We start from the raw sequence: 20,262 nt of genomic DNA on the forward strand, positions 1-20,262 counted from the left end.
ACCATCAACCATTAACCAAGACATGTTAGTATCACTTTCCATAAAAAATTACGCTTTAATTGATAATCTCCAAGTTAGTTTTAACGATGGTTTTTCAATAATAACAGGTGAAACGGGAGCAGGAAAGTCTATACTTTTGGGAGGCTTGTCCTTGGTTTTAGGTAAGCGAGCCGATTTAAGCAGTTTAAAAAACACTGATGAAAAATGCGTGATAGAGGCCGTTTTTAATATTTCCAATTATCATTTGAAATCACTTTTTAAGGCAGAAGATTTGGATTATGAAGAGCAAACTATCATTCGTAGGGAGATTTTACCTTCAGGGAAATCCAGAGCGTTTGTAAATGATTCGCCAGTGAATTTAAATAGTCTGCAATTGTTGGGAGAGCGCTTGATTGACATTCATTCGCAACACCAAACTTTGGAATTAACAAGTAACGATTTCCAGTTTCAAATTATTGACGCCTTAGCAAATAATGATGCTGAACTTCAAAATTATAAATCGGAATTAAAGCTTTATAAATCACTTCAAAAAGAGCTAAATGAATTGCTTCATTTTCAGGCGGAAGCCATTAAAGAACACGATTACAATACATTTTTACTGAATGAATTGGTGGAAGCCAATTTGGTTGTGGGTGAGGTTGAATTGCTTGAGGAAGAATATGAAACCTTAAATAATGTAGAATCCATTAAGGAAAAACTAGCGGAATCCTATCAGCTTTTAGGCGAGGAACAGATTGGTATTATTTCGACAATGACCCTTTTGAAAAACAGTCTACAAAAATTAGCTGGGATGTCTTCAAAATATGAGGAATTATATAATCGAGTCAATAGTAGTCTGATTGATTTGGATGATGTTTTTGCGGAAATTGATGGACTTCAAGAAAATCTTGAGGCCAATCCAACCCGATTGGAAGCCGTGAATCTCAAGTTGCAAAAGCTTCATAATTTGATGCAAAAACATGTGGTGACAGATGTTTCTGAATTAATCACCATAAAGAATAATTTAGAAGAAAAAGTATCATACACTGAAAATTTAGATGATACCATTCAGAAAAAGAGAGTTGAAATTTCTAAGAAAGAAGAAGAACTCAACGTTATTTCTAAATCCATTCATGATAAACGTTCAGAAGTCATTCCAAGCTTAGTTAACCAATTACAAAGTATTTTAAAGGATTTGGGAATGCCAAATGCACAGTTTAAAATAGAGGTAAATTACGGAAATGATTTTTTTGCTAACGGAAAAGATGAATTATCTTTTTTATTTTCAGCCAATAAAGGAGGTAGTTTTAATGAATTGAAGAAAGCTGCTTCTGGTGGGGAACTATCAAGAATTATGCTCGCCATCAAATCGGTTTTATCAAAATATATACAATTGCCAACCATCATGTTTGATGAAATTGATACGGGTGTTTCTGGCGAAATTTCCAATAAAATGGGTGATATCATGTTGGAAATGAGTAAAACCATGCAAGTATTTTCCATTACGCATTTACCACAAATCGCCGCTAAAGGCCATTCGCATTATAAAGTGTTTAAAGAAGATGTGAACGATGTCACACAAACCAATTTGATGAAATTAAATTACGACGAGCGGATTGTTGAAATCGCGCAAATGCTGGGAGGTTTGGAAATGTCGTCATCTGCCATTGCACATGCCAAAGAATTATTGAACTAAAAGTTAAAAGTTTTTTACCTTTGTTGACTTTTACAATTAAACAACGAACGAATTAACAACAAATAGATATGTCATACAATTTACTTAAAGGAAAAAGGGGAATTATTTTTGGAGCTCTAGATGCAAACTCTATCGCTTGGAAAACCGCGGAGCGTGTCCATGAAGAAGGCGGCCAATTTGTATTAACCAATGCGCCGGTTGCTATGCGAATGGGGCAAATAAATGAGTTAGCCGAAAAAACAGGTTCTCAAATCATTCCTGCTGATGCCACTTCTGTTGAGGATTTACAAAATTTAATTGATAAATCTACGGAGATTCTTGGAGGTAAACTGGATTTTGTATTGCACTCCATTGGTATGTCCATTAACGTGCGTAAAGGGAAACATTATACCGATCAAAATTATGAATGGACCCAAAAAGGAACTGATGTATCTGCGATGTCTTTTCATAAATTGATGCAAACATTATATAAAAGTGATGCCATGAACGAGTGGGGAAGTATTGTAGCGTTAACCTATATGGCGGCGCAGCGTGTGTTTCCTGACTATAATGATATGGCGGATAACAAAGCCTATTTAGAAAGTATTGCACGTAGTTTTGGATATTTCTTTGGAAGGGATAAAAAAGTAAGAGTGAATACCATTTCGCAGTCGCCAACACCAACTACCGCAGGAAGTGGTGTCAAAGGCTTTGATGGTTTTATTGCTTATGCCGATAAAATGTCGCCATTAGGAAATGCCACAGCTTTAGATTGTGCTAACTATACCGTAACCTTATTTAGTGATTTAACCAAACGGGTGACTTTGCAAAACCTATATAATGATGGTGGTTTTAGCAATATGGGTGTGAGTGATGCCGTGATGTCAACCTTTATGGGAGAAGAATAATATTTACAGTACAAAATAAATGAGCCACCCATAAAACGGTGGCTTTTTTGTATGGATTGGTTACATTTGTGATATGCATCTACAATTCTCATTTATAATTCCTGTTTATAATCGTCCCGACGAAATACAAGAACTTTTGCAAAGTTTTGTGGCGTTAAAATTAACCGAAACATTTGAGATTGTCATTGTTGAAGATGGCTCTACAATCCCTTCAAAAGACATCATTGATTTATATAAAGACAAACTCAATATTTCTTATTTTTTTAAAGAAAACTCTGGACCTGGAGATTCTAGAAATTTTGGGATGACACACGCTAAAGGCAACTATTTTATCATTTTAGATAGTGATTGTATATTACCGGAACACTATTTAGAATCCGTTGTTAAAAGTTTGAATGAAAATTATGTGGATTGTTTTGGCGGACCTGATGCAGCACATGAGTCCTTTAGCAATATTCAGAAAGCCATTAATTTCTCCATGACTTCCTTTATCACCACTGGCGGTATTAGAGGAGGAAATGAAAATATTGATAAATTTCAACCCAGAAGTTTCAATATGGGTATTTCAAAAGAAGCGTTTATTGCCTCTGGCGGATTTGGACATATTCACCCAGGTGAAGACCCAGATTTATCGATTAGATTATGGAATTTGGGTTTTAAAACTAAACTCATTCCAGAAGCATTTGTGTACCATAAACGAAGAATTTCTTGGGAAAAATTTTACAAGCAAGTTTATAAATTCGGATTGGTGAGGCCCATTTTAAATGCATGGCATCCCAAAACAAAAAAGATAACCTATTGGTTCCCCACAGTGTTTTGTTTAGGGTTTTTAATAGCATATATTCTTTATTTATTTCAAATAAAGTTTTTTATACAGCTGTATTTGTTGTATTTTATAATGACATTTGTTTTGGCTTTAATAACAACTAAAAGCATTATTGTTGCGTTATATGCCATACCAGCAGTCGTTGTACAGTTTTTTGGATATGGCTTTGGGTTTTTAAAATCGACCATTGTTGTTGGTGTTTTAAAAAAAGACCCAAAACAATTTTTTCCAGAATTATTTTTTAAATAAACATGATACGGAAATTAAAAAAGGAAATACTCATCTCTATCAAGAACAGAAAAATAAATGTCTTTTTTTTGTTCCTGATATTGGCGTTTGTTATTTTAATTTTCACCAAACTATCTAAAGAATATACAAAAACCATCACTTTTGAAATCAATAAAATAAATGTGCCACAAGAAAATGTGGTTCTTAACGATTCCACGGCAAAATTAAAAGTCACTTTAAAAACACATGGTTTTAAATGGCTGAGCTATTATTTATATCCACCAAAAATCACGATAGATTTTTCTAAAGATGTCACTAAATCAAAATCTGCCTTTATTTGGGACAAGTCTAAAGCGTATATATATAGTGAAAAACAATTTGGAAGTAAAGTACAGTTGTTAAATATTTCGCCAGACACATTGATTTTTAAGTACGATGTTAATTTAGTCAAGAAAATACCCATTGTTCTTAATACAGACATTAGCTTTACTTCAGGTTTTGATATCACAGGAGATTATAAATTAAAACCCGACTCCATTGTTGTGGTAGGGCCAGAAATCATAGCTTCAAAAGTTATTAGCATTCAAACGGAAAAACTGACTTTAAAAGATGTGAAATCAAATATATCGAGTACGGTAAAACTTAAATTGCCCAAGAAAAATAAAGATTTAAAGTTTTCAGTAAATGAGGTACAGGTATTTGGTACTGTAGAAAAATATACTGAAGGCACGCTTAAAATTCCGGTTTCGGTTGTAAACGTACCTGAAAACATGACCTTAAATTATTTTCCAAAGGAAGTCATTGTCGCCTATTATACCAGTTTAAAGGATTTTAAAGCCATAACGGCTGAGGATTTTGTTGTTGAATGTGATTTTAGTGCTATTGAAAATGAACAAACATATTTAATACCAAAACTTACCAAAACATCTAAATTGGTAAAAAGTGCAAAAGTGAATCAACAACGTATTGAATTTATAATTTTAGAATGAAAATAGTTGGTCTTACAGGCGGTATTGGTAGTGGTAAAACTACAGTAGCTAAAGAGTTTCAGGCTTTGGGGGTTCCTATTTATATTGCAGATGAAGAAGCTAAAAAACTGATGAATACCTCGAAAGTTTTAAAGCGTCAACTCACCAATTTATTTGGCAAACAGGCTTATATTGATAATGAATTGAACAGACCATATATAGCAGATATTATTTTTAGAAATAAAGAGTATTTACAGAAAATGAATGCCCTTGTACACCCAAAAGTAGGGGCGCATTTTAAAAAATGGGTTTCAAAACAACATACAAATTACGTTATTAAGGAAGCTGCTGTTTTGTTCGAAAATAACGGATACAAACAATGCGATTTTGTTATTACGGTAACGGCACCAAAAGATTTAAGAATAGCACGTTTGTTAAAGAGGGAAACTACCACCAAAGAAAAAATAGAAGCCGTGATGAAAAATCAATGGCCAGATGACGCTAAAGTAAAGCTGTCCCATTTTGTTATACATAATACGACTATTGAAAACACCAAGGAGCAAGTGCTGAAAATCCATCACGAACTCTTAAAACATTGTGGGAAATCTTAAATTTTAACATATTTGTTAATGTAAGGTTAAAAGGCAAGAGTGCTAAATGTTAAAATGTTAATTTTGAGTGATGAGCAAAAAAATATTTGTCCTGCTAATTATTTTCATGAGTTTATCTCTAATAGGCATTATTTTATTACAAGCTTATTATATTAAAGGTGCTGAATTAAACCAACGGGAACGTTTTGAGTCTAATGTCAAGAAAACGTTGGCAAACGTATCTAATCTCATACAAACAAACGAATTAGATGGTTATTATGAGAAGTTTCAAAGTTTAGATAGTGAAAAAAGGGTTGATACAGCTGTCGTTTCCCAGCTATTCACGTCTTTACAGAATGAAAGCACCAACGAAACTGTAAATTATACCCAAATTATATTAGAAGAAAACTATAAGTATTCTTCGCCGCTCTTTGACATTGGTTTAGATAGTATCGCTATAAAAAATATCATCGGCAGTTCTAAAATTGAGGTTTACAACAATGCGCATGAATCAGATAAAGATATTAGTAAAACACCCATTTTAAATATTGTTAATAGTAGTCGTTTAACTGAAGCCGAAAGGAATTATTTTAATAAACAACTAAAAGCTTATGTTAAAACAATACCTATTTATAAGCGTGTTTCAAAAGAACAAATAGATAGTTTGCTCTCCAAAAAACTAAAAGAGAATAATGTGGATATCGCTTATGAGTTTGCTATTTACAGTAACGATTTGGCAACAAAAGTACGCACTGATAATTTTGAGAACAATACATTGGATACCTATGGCGTGCACATTTTTTTTGATGAAAACAATCAAAGTAAATACAGGCTTTTAGTTAATTTTCCTGAAGACAGAAAATTCATTTTGTCATCCATTTCAAGTATGATCATGCTATCGGTTATTTTCACACTTGTTATTTTGTTTACCTATACGAGTGCCTTGTATCAATTATTGAAACAGCGTAAGATATCCGAGATTAAAACAGATTTCATAAATAATATGACGCATGAGTTTAAAACGCCCATTGCCACTATAAATTTAGCTTTGGATGCCATAAAGAATCCGAAAATAATTGATGATAAGGATAAAGTGCTTCGTTATCTTAATATGATAAAAGAAGAAAACAAACGGATGCACGCCCAAGTTGAAAACGTATTGAGAATATCTAAACTAGAAAAAAACGAACTTAACATAAGTAAAGACAAAGTAGATTTACATGATTTGGTAGAAGATGCCTTAACCCATGTAGAACTTATGGTGGAGGATAGGCAAGGGTATATTAAAACCCATTTAGGAGCTTTAAAATCGACCGTGTTGGCAAACGAAACGCACTTTACAAGTGTCATCGTTAATATTTTGGATAATGCCATCAAGTATTCTCCAGATGCCCCAAAAATAGATGTTTACACAGAAAATGTGGGAACACATATTTTATTAAAAATTAAAGACCAAGGTAGTGGGATGAGTAAAGCAGCTACCAAACGTGTGTTTGAAAAATTTTATAGGGAACACACGGGAAACATACATAATGTAAAGGGCCATGGTTTAGGCTTGGCTTACGTAAAAAGAATTGTAGAAGACCACCAAGGTCATGTTAGTGTAGAAAGTGAAAAAGACAAAGGAAGTATTTTTACCATAAAACTTCCCTTAATATCATAGAAACTATGGAAGAACAAAAAAAGAAAATTTTATTAGTTGAAGACGACCCAAATTTTGGAACGGTTCTTAAAGATTATTTAATGATGAATGATTATGATGTTGTTCATGCCAAAAATGGTATGGAAGGCTTCGAAAAATTTAAGAAAGGCGATTTCGACTTATGCATCCTAGATGTCATGATGCCTTACAAAGATGGGTTTACCTTGGCAAAAGAAATAAGAGAAAAAAACACCGATATTCCTATTGTATTCTTAACGGCGAAAGCTATGAAAGAAGACGTTTTAAAAGGCTATAAAGTGGGGGCGGACGATTATTTAAACAAGCCATTTGATAGCGAAGTGCTATTAATGAAAATCAAGGCCATTATACAACGTAAAGCCACAGAAACCATTTCTGATAGTAAACAATTTGAATTTAAGATTGGTGGTTTCGACCTGAATTCCAAACTGCGTTTTTTACGTTATAAAGGTGGCGACCCCATTAAATTATCGCCAAAAGAAAACGAATTGTTACGTTTATTGGCATTGCACGAAAACGATTTAATGCCTCGCGAATTGGCACTTACCAAAATTTGGAGAGATGATAATTATTTTACCTCACGAAGTATGGACGTCTATATTGCCAAATTACGTAAGTATCTAAAACTAGATGAAAATGTTGAAATACTAAACATTCACGGTGAAGGTTTTAGATTGGTTGTAAACTAGATTTAGAATATTCTATATAAATAAAAAAGCCAGCTATTTGCTGGTTTTTTTGTTTAGAATTTTTTATAAAGTATTTTTTTTAGATTCGTTTAAATAGATGACATGAAATCGTTTTAATGTTTTATATCAGAAGTTAAACGAAGTTCGACTTTTTTTCTGACAAAGTCAAGTTTATCAAACCCGTTTACTCAACCACTCCCTAAATTCACGAAAATTTTCAAGGGCTACACCATGTCCTACACGAAATTCAGAATACATATGTTTTATGTTAAGCTCTTTTAAAAAGGGTGCGGATTGTCTGGCCCAATCTACTGGTATTACTTGGTCCACACTACCATGTGAGCAGTAAAAATCTAGGTTAGAGAAGTCGGTTTTATCAAGATTTTCTGGTAAAATAGCCTTATTTATATAGCCACTTAAGGCTATGATATTTTTTACTTTTTCAGGATAGGTTAAAGCCACCGAATAACTTAAGATAGCACCTTGGCTAAAGCCTAAAAGCGTGACGTTATTTTTATTTACTGGATAAGCTTCTACCGCTTCATCAATAAATTTGGCGATTAAATCCCTAGATGCTTTGGCTTGTTCGTTATCACTCCATTTTCCCATATCGGCATCAAAATTAATGGCATACCAAGCATGTCCGTAAGGTTCCAAGGCATAAGGTGCTTGAACGGAGATGATAAAAATATCATCCGGCAATTCGCCCGAAAACGAATATAAATCGGCCTCATCGCTGCCATAACCGTGCAACATGATTAATAATGGGGCATTTTCGGTTAGCGTAGATTCTCTAATAATATGATATAATGATAGGGAAGAGGTACTCATTTTAATAGCCTAAATTTTTAAATATTTTTTGGTAAAAGTCTCCTACTAAAGGAACGGATTGTGTTTTTCTGTTTAATGCATTTATAAACCCATAAATAAAAAGAACGGCAAAAAACACATAAAAACTGGAGGTTACCAACCAACTATCAAAACTTCCTATGATATAGCCTAAGGCATAAAACGTGAGCCACAAACCCAAAGATTGCCGAATATGAAAACTTGCAAATGCACTTTTGTTTTCGTCTTCATTATTCAAATAGTAAGCAATGATAACGCCTATAATGGTTAAATAGCTAATAATGGCATGTTTGCGCCCTCTTTCAATATCGTTTGTCATGCTATTAATTTAAAGAAATCTGGTTGTTCGAAATGATACCGTAAACGTTTCCTTTTAAGGTTTCATTTTCAAAAATGCTGTTTTTGGATTTAGATATGATATTTTTTGTAGTAAATGTGTATTTGGTATCTGGATTAAAAAGAGTGATATTTACTTTGTTTCCAATGTTTATAGGGGTTTGCTCCAATCCGAATCTGGATTTTCCTTTGGTTAAAAGGTCAATGGTTTTCTTTAAAGTGAATAGAGTTTGTAAAGCTCCAAAAGCGCTTTCTAAACCAATAGTGCCGTTGGCGGCATAATCGAACTCGATTTTTTTATGTTCGATGTCTATGGGGTTGTGGTCGCTCGTCACCATATCTATTGTGCCATCTTTTAAGCCTTCCGTAAGTGCCTCTACATCGGTTTTAGTTCGTAATGGTGGCAACACTTTAAAATGGGTGTTGAAGTCGGTTATAACATCATCCGTAAAATATAGATTGTGGATGGCAACGCTGCAAGTCAGGTCCAGTTTTTTCTTTTTTGCTTCACGAATCAATGCTACCGATGTTGCCGAAGATATCGTTGGAATATGCAATTTTCCACCCGTATATTCCAGTAAAAATAAATCTCGGGCGACTTGCAATTCCTCAGCCAGAGTCGGATTTCCTTTTAATCCTAACGAGGTGCTTGTAATGTTTTCATTCATCACACCTAATCCAGCGATTTTATTTTCCTGCGGAAATGAGCATACCAAGCCACCAAAATTCATGGCATATTGAAGGGCGATTTTTAAGAGATTTGGATTGCCAACTGGTTTTTGATAGTCGTAAAAAGCGATGGCACCAGCACGTGTCATATCGTATAATTCAGCCAAATCTTCGCTTTTGCCATCTTTTGTTAAAGCGCCAATGGGCAATAAGGTGACCGCATGGTTTTTTGCTTTTGTGTTTACAAATTCAATATCAGAACTCGTGTCTAAAATAGGATGCGTGTTGGCATTCATGGCAACCGCTGTAAATCCAGAAGCTGCCGCTGTTTTTAGTCCGTTGGCAATCGTGTCACGTTCTTCAAAACCAGGTTCACCAAAACACACGCTACTATCAAACCAACCTTGGGAGATATGCAGGTTTTCGAGTGTGATTTCTTGATAATTCTTCGGATTTTTTAGTTGGTTTCCTATGTTGGTAATAACACCGTTTTCAATTAATATATCTTGAGTTGTGTTATGGAACTCGCTTTTAGAATCAATAATTGTTGCAGACTTTATAAGTATGTTCATTTAAAGTATTTTAAGATGAGCATTTCAATAATCAAGAACACCAGTGCAAAAATAGCAAACCATTTCCACAAGGCGTTAATATTTGTATCACTTTTTATCACATCAAAACTTTCGATAATGGAATCGCTTAGCGTGATGTTATTTAAGTTTGAAAGATCTTGATAGGTTAAGTCGCTATCGGCCCTATTGTAATTATAGCTCACATTCTGTATGCTTTCGTTTTTGTTTTTGATGGTATAAATACCAGAAACCGCAGGGTCTTCAAGCGTATTTATCAATACTTTATTATTGAAATATTGCTGTTTCGGAATGATGTTTACATCGGCGTTTTCAATGGATACAATATCATCTTGGTTCAGTTGCACATTCACATTAAAGCTAGTATCGTTTCCAATTGTGTAATAGATGGCTGGCACTTTAAAACTGTTTTTCGCCATATTGTAAAGTGTGGGAACGATTAAAGGCGAGTTTTTAAAATTGGAATTATCATTATTCAAAGCAGCAGTGAATATGAAGGCGTTTTTGTTTTGCACCAAGAATGGTTTGTTATCCTCGAACTGTAAAACAGCACCACCTGTTTGACTTGACAGATTATAAAAACTTTCAATTTGTGGATATTGAAAATTTTTAACCTCTTTTTCAAATACACCATTGCTGTATATGGGATGCGAATAATTAATGGTAGTGATGTGCTTTTCGGAGGCAACCAAATCAGTGAAACGTATGCCGAAATTCAGTAGCAAATCATTATACGATGAAACAATGATATCTTCTGAAGGAATAATGGTCACGTAACCACCTTGGTCTGTGAAGGTTTTTAAAACGGATACTAAGGTATTCGGAATGGTTTTTAATTCGTTTAAAACAATCAGGTTTTGTTTTTCTAAATCGTTAAAGTTTAATTGGTCAACCGTCGTTGATATGTAATTAAATTCATTTTCCGTAAAAATGCGTTTTAAAAAGGAATCGTTTTCCTCATTAATGCTTAACACATTAATTTTATCGACTTTGTTAATGTTGAAAAACAATTCATTATCATATTGCAAACTGGCATCGTCAATACTTATTTTGCCATTTATAATGGTATTTATTGGCAATGAAAATGTTGTTTTGGCAGTGTTATTTATGACGACCGATGTTTTAGCTATTAATTGGTCGTCATTATAAAGCGACACCGGTACGTTTTCAATAGGTGTTCCTGTTTGTCTTAAGGCTACTGTGAGCTCAACATTTGAAGCTGTTGTACTAGATATGTAAGCACTATCAATGGAGACATTATTAATATTTACAGGCTTGAGTTGCACTGCCAATATGTTGGTAATGGAATCTGTTATCGGATTAAAACTGTTCGCTTGTTGTTGAAAATCTGAAATAAAAACAATGTTTTTTAAAGTCCCATTTTCTTTACTGAAAAGCGTTTTGGCTTTTAATAATGCTGCATCATAAGTCAGCGGTTTTGCTGAATAATCCAATTGCAACAACTCATTTTTAAGAGCTTTGATGGATGTGTTTTTATACGTGTTATCATTCGTCAGCAGCGAAATTGTGTTGTTTTCAGGGACATTGCTAATAATATCTTGAACGGCACGTTTTAAAAGATCGCCTTGATCGCCTTTGGCTTGCATGCTAAACGAATTATCTAAGTAAATAATTGTTTCACTTTTTGTTTTAAAAGCGTTGGTTTTCGCGGTAAATGGTTGCGCGAATGCTAGAATAACGCAAGCAAGTAATAGCAATCTGGTTAACAATGTTAGCCATTTTTTTAATTGCGAACTTTTTCGGGTTTGTAAAGTGACTTCCTTTAAAAATGCGACGTTGGTGAATGCTTCTTTTTGAAACTTTCTTAGTTGAAATAGATGAACTATAATGGGAATGAGCAGTAAAAAAAGCGCGTAAAGAAGTTCTGGATGTTTAAACTGCATTTCTTTTTAGATTTGTCAAAACTACATATTTTTTTTAATTATTGAATATAATGAAAATAAATTCACTTTAAAAACCTGAGCCAGTAATTAGCAAAAGAAAACAAAATCTTCTATGGGATTCATGTTTAAGTCATCTATATAAGTCCGAATCTCTATTTGGGATTTTTTATTAGCAACAGTAATGATGCTTTGCGGATTTTCAATAGTTTTCAATTCATGAAAGGCTTTTAGTTTTTTACCATAAATATCACGACCTATTTTTTTGGGGTTATCACAAATCCATTCAAAAGGAATGTTCATTTCCAATAGTGTTTGTGCTATTATTTTTCCTTTGGTGCCAGCGCCCCAAATAGTCAAGGTTTTATTTTTATTGTAATCAATATCCAAAAAATGATGGATTTTTAAAGATGTAAAATGATTTTGGGCATAATGGATGTGCGTTCTGGAAGTCCGTGTGCTATAATCCCGCCAATAATGTAAAACGTGGTTACAAGGAATGCATTTGAATTTATGTTTGTAAAACCGAAACGTTAAATCGTAATCCTCTGGATATACATTCGGATTAAACGCATCGCAAGCTATCAAATCCTCTTTATGAATCATCCAACATGGAGACGGAATCACACATTCTTTATAAATTTCAGAATAATTGTTCCCTGTTTTGGTTAAACTATTAAGCCAGGTTTCATAATTTCCGTAACCTTCTTGTATGCCTTCATCCGAAAAATACTTTACCAAACCAACCGCCACATGATGCTTTCCGTAAGTCATTAAATTGTTTGCAAGCACTTTTAGTTTATCAGGATGCATGATATCATCGCTATCCATTCTGGTAATAAAATTGCCTTGGCTGTGCATAAAAGCGAGTTGTAAAGCATCAATAATACCGTTACCTGTGTTTTTATAAAGTTTTATTCTATTTTCTTTTAAAGCATATAATTCAACCAAGGTATAACTAGAATCGGTTGAGCCATCATCAACAATGATGACTTCCCAATTTTTATAGGTTTGAATAATTATAGACTCCAAGCAGTCTGTAAGATAATTTTCAGTATTTTTGAACGGTATAAGAACGCTTATCAGTGGTTGTTGCATGGTGCTAATTTAACACAACCTTGGCAAAGGAAGGTGTAACATAATCTTAAATTTGGCGTCCTTTTAAAGAATTTAAAAAAATTACATGAAAACAAGAATTTTATCCGCCTTGTTTGCGGGAATACTATTTGTTGGTTGTACGTCAACCCAAACAATTGGTAATGATTTGGCAACAGCACTGCCTATAGAAACTTCAATAGATTTAACAAAAGTTGAAAATGATAAAGTGCCGGTAACTATTAACCCAGGCAGGTTTAATATTGATAATGTGACGTATAGATTGCCAAAAGTTGTTCAAGGAACTTACTCCATTAGCAATTTTGGTAAGTATGTGGACGATTTTAAGGCTTACGATTATAAAGGCAATGAATTGTCTGTTGTAAAAACAGATGTCAATACTTGGACGATTGCCAATGCCAAAAAATTGGATAAAATTACCTACCTAGTTAACGATACGTTTGATGTAGAAACTGAGGGCGGTATTGGTAAAGAAGAACCATTTTCACCATCTGGAACCAACATTGAACCTGATAATTATGTATTGAATTTACATGGTTTTATTGGTTATTTCGACTCTTTAAAAAGTAATCAATATACAGTGAATGTCACCGCGCCAGCGGATTTTGTGCGTTCTTCTGCATTGCAAGAAACAGGAAGCTCCACAAGTACAGACGGTAAAGCCGTTACAACAAACTATATAGCTCCTAGGTATTTTGATGTTACAGATAACCCCATGATGTACGGAAACCTAAGCGTTGAAGAATTTAAAGTTGGTGATATTAAAATTGTGTTGAGTGTGTATTCTCCAAATAAAGTGCATTCCGCAGCATCCTTAAAACCTGCGATGCTTAAGATGATGGATGCTCAAAAAACATTTTTAGGAGATATTAATAGCACACCTAGATATGATATCTTTCTTTATTTATCTGACAGAAGTGAAGGTGCTCCTAAAGGATTTGGTGCTTTAGAGCACCACAAATCTACCGTGGTTGTCATGCCAGAAGATTACCCAGCAGAAGATTTGGATGAAGGTATGATTGATGTGGTGTCTCACGAGTTTTTTCATATAGTAACCCCTTTAAGTGTGCATTCTGAAGATGTGCATTACTTTGATTATAACAATCCAACATTCTCAAAACATTTATGGATGTATGAAGGTGTTACCGAGTATTTCGCGACCTTGTTTCAAGTCGATCAAGGATTGGTAACAGAAGATAAGTTTTATGCGACTATTTATGATAAAATTCAGAATTCATTACAGTTAGATGACACTATGAGTTTTACGGTCATGAGTGAAAATGTTATTAATAAACCATATGCAGACCAATATTTAAACGTGTACCAAAAAGGAGCGTTGATTGGTATGTGTATCGATATTTTAATGAGAGAGGAAAGTAATGGACAACGAGGTATTTTATCTTTAATGAAAGAGTTATCAAATAAATATGGTGTCAACAAACCTTTTGAAGATGATAAACTTATTGGGGAAATTACAGCCATGACATACCCTTCCATAGGGGCATTTTTAAACACGCATGTTGTAGGCACAACGCCCATAAATTATAGTGATTTTTTTGAAAAAGTAGGATTGGAAATCGTGGAAGATGATAAGGTTGAAACTAATTTTATTTTAAATGGCGGGGAATTAATTATAGCTGGAAATCCACAATATGGTACCATTTTCTTTACGGACGCTGTAAAGGATAATAGTTTTTGGAACGATTTAGGCGTAAAATCTGGAGATATTATTAAAACCATTGATGGAACCGATTTAACCATGCAAAATGCAAATGACGTTTTACAGAAAGTATTTATGTGGTCTGTTGGGCAAGATGTTAATGTTATCTTGAATAGAGCAGGAGAAGCTATTGAAATAAAAACAAAAACTGTTCAATCTTACACCAAAGGAGAAGTGCTAAAAGCAAAGGCAGATGCTACTAAGCAACAATTGGATTTGCGTGAAGCTTGGTTAAAAGGCTAAGCGTTTGTGAATTACGATTTTTAGATTAACGATTGATGGGGCTTCTTATCAATCGTTTTTTTTGATTAAAACTTTTCAAAAACGCCTAATCCAAATAAAGCAAAATCGTATTTTACAGGATCGTTTGGGTCCAATTTTCTCAAAGCCTTATCCAATTCCAACAAGGCTTTGGCATCATTTTGTTTTCTATTTAACAACCCTAATTTCCGGGCTACGTTCCCTGAATGTACATCCAACGGGCAAGATAGTTGACTTGGGGAGATGGATTTCCAAATACCAAAATCCACGCCCGTTTTATCGTTTCTAACCATCCAACGTAAAAACATATTAATGCGTTTTGCAGCTGAATTTTTTAAAGGATCGCTAATATGTTTTTGGGTTCTGAGGAGGTGCTCCATTTCAAAAAAAACAGTCTTAAATTTTGAAATGGCTGTTTGCATGGAATCGGTTTCGGCATATTTGGCGAAAACGGATTCTAATCCATTATGTTGTAAATAAATGTGTTTTAACGATTTTATAAATTGTATAGCATCATCTGCATTAAATGTTCTGTGCACAAAGGATTGTAGCTTTTCTAAATCCGTTTCTTGATGATGGATTACAAAATCATAAGGCGAATCATCTAGCAAATCCATCAAACGTTTGGCATTGTTAATAATGCTTTTTCGGTTTCCCCAAGCGATGGAAGCCGTTAAAAACCCTGCTATTTCAATGTCTTCTTTGTTTCTGAATTGATGTGGTATTTGAATGGGGTCACTTTCAATAAAACGGGGATTGTTGTATTCCTTAGTTTTAGTGTCAAGAAACTCTTTTAACTCTGTTTTGTTCAATTTTTTTTGTTTTTAAAAGCAAAAATAAGGTATTTATTATTAGCCATTCTTCATAATTGGCCTCGTAAAAATAAGTTATTCAATCACTTATATGTTTTTATTTAGATTTATTCTAAATAATTTGCATAAACCAAGTTTGGTATATATTTTTGCTCAAAATTAACTATTTATATTAAGTCTAAATAAATAAAAATGAGAAAACAACTTACCATCCTTTCTGTTTTTGTTATGAGTGCTTTTGGTTTTTCGCAAAACGGAAACATTAAAGGAACCATACAAGATAATAACAATAATGCTCTTTCTGGTGTGAATGTTAGTCTAAAATCGACCTCCAAAGGAATACAAACCAACGATAATGGGGCTTTTGAAATATCAAATATTGCCAATGGAGATTATGTGCTTGCCATCTCTTACTTAGGTTTTAAATCTAAAGAAGTAGCAATTAATTTAAATGCCAATCAAACAATCGATTTAGGAATTATCACGCTTTATGAAGGCAATGAAATTTTAGATGAAGTGGTCATTAATGGCGAGCGAACAAACAAATTCTCAAGAAAAGAAACGGCTTATGTTTCTAAACTTTCTTTAAGGGATATTGAAAATACGCAGGTTTATAGTACCATCACAACAGAATTATTACAATCGCAATTGGTTACTAATTTTGATGATGCACTTAAAAATGCTGTTGGTGTGGAAAGCTTATGGGCATCTACAGGTCGTGGTGGCGATGGAGCTGGTTATTATTCTTTACGAGGGTTTTCAGTACAACCACAATTAGTAAATGGCCTTCCTGGTTTAACAAACGGAACTATCAATCCAGCTAATATTGAACGTATTGAAGTCGTAAAAGGGCCTTCTGCAACATTATTTGGAAATGCGGTAACATCTTATGGTGGATTAATCAATGTCGTGACTAAAAAACCGTATGTGGGTACAGGTGGCGAAGTGTCTTTCACATCGGGTTCTTACGGATTGAATCAAATTACAGGCGATTTCAACACCGCTTTAAATAAAGAGAAAAACATATATTTCAGATTAAATACATCCTATTCAACAGAACAAAGTTTTCAAGATGCTGGATTCAGAAAAACGTTTTTTGTCGCACCGTCATTATCCTATAAAGTAAACAACAGATTATCGTTTTCATTTTATGGAGAAATCACCCAAGCGGAACAAACAAACCCAACCTTTTTATTTTTAAACAGAGCAGCGCCATCTGTGGCAACAAATCTGGATGAGCTGGGTTATAATAATAAATTCTCTTTTACTAGCAACGATTTGTCATTAGAAAATCCGACGCAGAATTACAGAATTGAAATGGATTATAAATTGTCCGATACATGGCAATCACAAACATTGCTTTCTAAAAGTACCACTTCTACAAAAGGATATTATACTTATTTATACGATTTTGGAGGCACTCCAGAGATTACATTTTCAAGATATTTAAACAAGCAAAATGCCAATACGCAAACGACTGATATTCAACAAAACTTTATAGGTGATTTTAAAATTGCCGATTTAAGAAATAGAGTGGTTATCGGCATGGATTATTTAAGCGTTAGTTCTACTGATAACGGTACTGGCTATGCATACTATGGAAGTGTAACACCAGATGGAACTCAAGAAGCAGGGTATCCATTGTCAACTGCTGGTGTTGATGCTGCTTTGGCTTCACAAAGTGTTAATAATGCAAAATCCCAATTTGATATTTACAGTTTGTATGTTTCTGATGTATTAAATATTACACCAAATTTATCTGCTATGGTCGGACTTCGTTTAGACCATTTTGATAGCAAAGGGGATATTACAACAGGAGCAGATGATTACAATCAAACAACATTTTCACCAAAATTAGGATTGATGTATCAACCAATTTTAAATCAACTATCTATTTTTGCAAATTATCAAAATGGATTTACCAATGTGGCACCAGCATTGGTTGGAGATCCTGATGATGGTCCGCAAACATTAAAAAATTTCGATCCAGAACAAGCCAATCAATTTGAGTTTGGAATTAAAACTAACTTATTCAACAATAAATTGAATGTTACTGCAAGTTATTACGATATCAAAGTAAAAGATAGAGTGATTACAGACCCAGCATCCATTTTTAATAAAATTCAAGGTGGCGAGGTTGTAAGCAAAGGTTTTGAAATTGAAATTAATGCCAACCCTACAAAAGGATTAAATATTAGAGCTGGTTTTAGTAACAACGATAGTGAAACAACAAAATCTGATAACACCAATATTTTAAACAGAAGGCCATTGGAAGCTGGGCCAAGAAACCTATATAATTTGTGGGCGACATATGAATTTCAAGAAGGTGATTTTGACGGTTTTGGACTTGGTTTCGGACTTAATGGTGGAAGCGAGCGTTATGCTATTAACTACGCAGCTACGGGAGATTTTATTTTGCCAGCGTACACGGTTGCCAACGCCTCAATTTTTTATGTGGCAGACAATTATACCTTTGGCTTAAAATTGAACAATGCATTTAATAAAGAATATTACAAAGGGTGGTCAACCATAAATCCGCAAGCTCCACGCGCTTTAATGGCGAATTTCACTTATAGATTTTAAACAAAATATTAATTTTAAAAAGGGCAATTTTTAATTGCCCTTTCATACTTAAATATGGGTTACAGAAAAAGCATTCTTACGCTTCATAAAATTTTAGGATTAGTAACAGGGGTTGTTGTATTTATAGTTGCCATCACAGGTTGTTGTTGGGCATTTAGGGATGAAATTGAAAGTTTATATTCCGATTATAAAATTGTTGAAAAACAAGATAAACCCATATTAACACCAACGGAAGTTAAAAATATTGGGGCATCGGTATTTCCAAATAATACCATTCATGGTAGCCTTTTTAGTAATAAAAATGAAGCCATTGAAGTTATTTTTTATGATGCCGAACCAGAGTTTTACCAAAGTGTTTTTGTAAATCCGTATTCAGGAGAAATCATTCATATAGAAGACCACCTTTCGGGTTTTTTTGCGTTTATACTAAAAGGCCATATGCGTTTGTGGTTGCCAAAAGATATTGGTGAACAAGTGGTTGGTGCTTCTATTTTACTATTTATTTTCATCATCATTTCGGGATTTATTTTATGGATTCCTAAAAAGCGTAAAAACTTAAAACAGCGATTGCAATTTATGTGGAAACCCACCACACGTTGGAAACGCAAAAACTTTGATTTGCACACGATTGTTGGTTTTTATATTTGTTCATTAGCATTAATATTGGCTTTTACGGGCACAATTATGTCCTATGATTGGCTTAAATATGTCGTTTATAAGTCGGCCGGTGGTGATAAAGTTGCAGCGTTTATTATTCCAGAAAACATTAGTGGTGATTTTAAACCTGACGGAAAAACTGTTCCAATGGATTTTTTAATTGCAAAACTTCAAAAGGAATTGCCCAATGCGGAAAGTATTGAATTGCATTATCCAGATTCGGATGTTTCTAGCATTTATGTAGAGGTTTCAAATACTGAAGGGGTTTATTATGATTCCGATTTCCGATTCTTCGATCAAAACACCTTAGAAGAAATAGAAACGCCAGGGGTTTATGGCAAATATAAAAATGCCGAAGTCGGTGAAAAAATATTACGCATGAACTACGATATCCACATTGGTGCCATTGGTGGTTTGGCAGGTAAAATAATTGCCTTTTTGGTAAGTCTACTTACAGCAACTTTACCGGTAACGGGCATACTTTTGTGGTATGGTAGAAAATATAAAAAAGAAAATGTAACTAAAGGAAATGCTTTGGAGGCATCATATTAAAATTTTCCCATCGACCATGGTTAGTTTTCTGTCCGCTAAATTGGCTAGCTCTTCATTGTGGGTGACAATCACAAAGGTTTGACCAAATTCGTCTCTTAGTTTAAAAAAGAGGTTGTGTAGATTTTCGGCCGATTCACTATCTAAATTTCCAGAAGGTTCATCGGCAAAAATAAGTCCGGGACTATTTACCAGAGCCCTTGCTACCGCTACACGTTGCTGCTCACCACCAGACAATTCGTTTGGCTTGTGGTTGTAGCGATGAGATAAGCCCAAGAAATCTAAAAGTTCTTTAGCTTTAGTTTCAGCCTCAGACTTTTTTGTCCCTTTTATAAAAGCAGGCAAACATACGTTTTCTAAAGCGGTAAATTCGGGTAAAAGTTGATGGAACTGAAAAATAAAACCAATGTGTTCATTCCTGAATTTAGCCAAGGCTTTATCATTCAATGATTTAATACTAGTGTCATTTATTGTAAGATTGAAATCTTCTTTATTGGATGCTCTGTCTAAGGTTCCTAGTATTTGTAATAAGGTTGTTTTTCCGGCACCTGAAGCACCAACTATAGAAACAATTTCGCCTTTTTTTACATGGATATCAACACCTTTTAATACGTGTAAATCGTTGTAGTATTTGTGAATATTTTTTGCTTGGATCATGCACACAATTTAGTACTT

Annotated in this window: 17 protein-coding genes; 10 read left to right on the forward strand and 7 right to left on the reverse strand. The window is 34.0% G+C overall.

Annotated elements, in window-relative coordinates:
- Positions 1–22: 22 nt before the first annotated feature.
- The 7 genes from recN to CDH50_RS10930 all read left to right on the forward strand — a co-directional run bounded on the left by recN (position 23) and on the right by CDH50_RS10930 (position 7,544).
- Positions 23–1,675 carry a DNA repair protein RecN gene (recN, locus tag CDH50_RS10900; RefSeq protein ID WP_100612306.1) on the forward strand — a complete coding sequence of 551 codons (1,653 nt, stop codon included), beginning with the start codon at positions 23–25 and terminating at the stop codon, positions 1,673–1,675.
- A gap of 68 nt (positions 1,676–1,743) precedes the next feature.
- Entirely contained in the window at positions 1,744–2,562 is an 819-nt protein-coding gene (locus CDH50_RS10905) for an enoyl-ACP reductase FabI (RefSeq protein WP_100612307.1), read from the forward strand.
- Positions 2,563–2,635: 73 nt separating this feature from the next.
- Entirely contained in the window at positions 2,636–3,637 is a 1,002-nt protein-coding gene (locus tag CDH50_RS10910) for a glycosyltransferase (RefSeq protein ID WP_100612308.1), read from the forward strand.
- A 2-nt stretch (positions 3,638–3,639) separates the two neighbouring features.
- Positions 3,640–4,605: a YbbR-like domain-containing protein gene (locus CDH50_RS10915; RefSeq protein ID WP_232732001.1), complete on the forward strand. Its 966-nt coding sequence runs from the start codon at positions 3,640–3,642 to the stop codon at positions 4,603–4,605.
- A complete protein-coding gene (gene coaE, locus CDH50_RS10920; RefSeq protein WP_100612309.1) occupies positions 4,602–5,195 on the forward strand; it encodes a dephospho-CoA kinase in 594 nt (197 codons plus the stop codon). The genes CDH50_RS10915 and coaE overlap by 4 nt, the downstream gene beginning before the upstream one ends.
- Positions 5,196–5,301: 106 nt before the next feature.
- Complete coding sequence (locus tag CDH50_RS10925; protein ID WP_100612310.1) at positions 5,302–6,837, forward strand: sensor histidine kinase; 1,536 nt, start codon at positions 5,302–5,304, stop codon at positions 6,835–6,837.
- A gap of 5 nt (positions 6,838–6,842) precedes the next feature.
- A complete protein-coding gene (locus CDH50_RS10930) occupies positions 6,843–7,544 on the forward strand; it encodes a response regulator transcription factor (protein ID WP_100612311.1) in 702 nt (233 codons plus the stop codon).
- A 174-nt stretch (positions 7,545–7,718) separates the two neighbouring features.
- Here the strand turns inward: CDH50_RS10930 and CDH50_RS10935 are convergent, their stop codons facing one another.
- The 5 genes from CDH50_RS10935 to CDH50_RS10955 all read right to left on the reverse strand — a co-directional run bounded on the left by CDH50_RS10935 (position 7,719) and on the right by CDH50_RS10955 (position 12,987).
- Complete coding sequence (locus tag CDH50_RS10935) at positions 7,719–8,375, reverse strand: alpha/beta hydrolase (RefSeq protein WP_100612312.1); 657 nt, start codon at positions 8,373–8,375, stop codon at positions 7,719–7,721.
- Between the two features lies 1 nt (position 8,376).
- Positions 8,377–8,712, reverse strand: coding sequence for a hypothetical protein (locus CDH50_RS10940; RefSeq protein ID WP_100612313.1), 336 nt, complete (start codon positions 8,710–8,712; stop codon positions 8,377–8,379).
- A 4-nt stretch (positions 8,713–8,716) separates the two neighbouring features.
- On the reverse strand, positions 8,717–9,970 hold the full coding sequence (locus tag CDH50_RS10945) for a dihydroorotase (RefSeq protein ID WP_100612314.1): 1,254 nt from the start codon (positions 9,968–9,970) through the stop codon (positions 8,717–8,719).
- Complete coding sequence (locus CDH50_RS10950; protein WP_100612315.1) at positions 9,967–11,892, reverse strand: vWA domain-containing protein; 1,926 nt, start codon at positions 11,890–11,892, stop codon at positions 9,967–9,969. The genes CDH50_RS10945 and CDH50_RS10950 overlap by 4 nt, the downstream gene beginning before the upstream one ends.
- Positions 11,893–11,979: 87 nt before the next feature.
- Positions 11,980–12,987 carry a glycosyltransferase family 2 protein gene (locus tag CDH50_RS10955; protein ID WP_100612316.1) on the reverse strand — a complete coding sequence of 336 codons (1,008 nt, stop codon included), beginning with the start codon at positions 12,985–12,987 and terminating at the stop codon, positions 11,980–11,982.
- A gap of 85 nt (positions 12,988–13,072) precedes the next feature.
- Here CDH50_RS10955 and CDH50_RS10960 point away from each other — a divergent pair, with 85 nt between their 5' ends.
- Positions 13,073–14,968, forward strand: coding sequence for a M61 family metallopeptidase (locus CDH50_RS10960; RefSeq protein ID WP_100612317.1), 1,896 nt, complete (start codon positions 13,073–13,075; stop codon positions 14,966–14,968).
- A gap of 65 nt (positions 14,969–15,033) precedes the next feature.
- Here CDH50_RS10960 and CDH50_RS10965 read toward each other — a convergent pair whose 3' ends face one another.
- Complete coding sequence (locus tag CDH50_RS10965; RefSeq protein WP_100612318.1) at positions 15,034–15,798, reverse strand: TIGR02757 family protein; 765 nt, start codon at positions 15,796–15,798, stop codon at positions 15,034–15,036.
- Positions 15,799–15,990: 192 nt separating this feature from the next.
- On the opposite strand from CDH50_RS10965, the gene CDH50_RS10970 reads away from it, so the two are divergent.
- Positions 15,991–18,381 (forward strand): TonB-dependent receptor, encoded by a 2,391-nt coding sequence (locus tag CDH50_RS10970; RefSeq protein WP_100612319.1) that lies wholly within the window; start codon positions 15,991–15,993, stop codon positions 18,379–18,381.
- 54 nt (positions 18,382–18,435) lie between these two features.
- Positions 18,436–19,590, forward strand: a complete 1,155-nt coding sequence (locus CDH50_RS10975; protein ID WP_100612320.1) for a PepSY-associated TM helix domain-containing protein — start codon at positions 18,436–18,438, stop codon at positions 19,588–19,590.
- Here the strand turns inward: CDH50_RS10975 and CDH50_RS10980 are convergent.
- Positions 19,582–20,244, reverse strand: a complete 663-nt coding sequence (locus CDH50_RS10980) for an ABC transporter ATP-binding protein (RefSeq protein WP_100612321.1) — start codon at positions 20,242–20,244, stop codon at positions 19,582–19,584. The genes CDH50_RS10975 and CDH50_RS10980 overlap by 9 nt on opposite strands.
- Positions 20,245–20,262 lie beyond the last annotated feature (18 nt).

It is taken from the genome of Confluentibacter lentus (genome assembly GCF_002806995.1).
GTDB classification, from domain to species: domain Bacteria; phylum Bacteroidota; class Bacteroidia; order Flavobacteriales; family Flavobacteriaceae; genus Confluentibacter; species Confluentibacter lentus.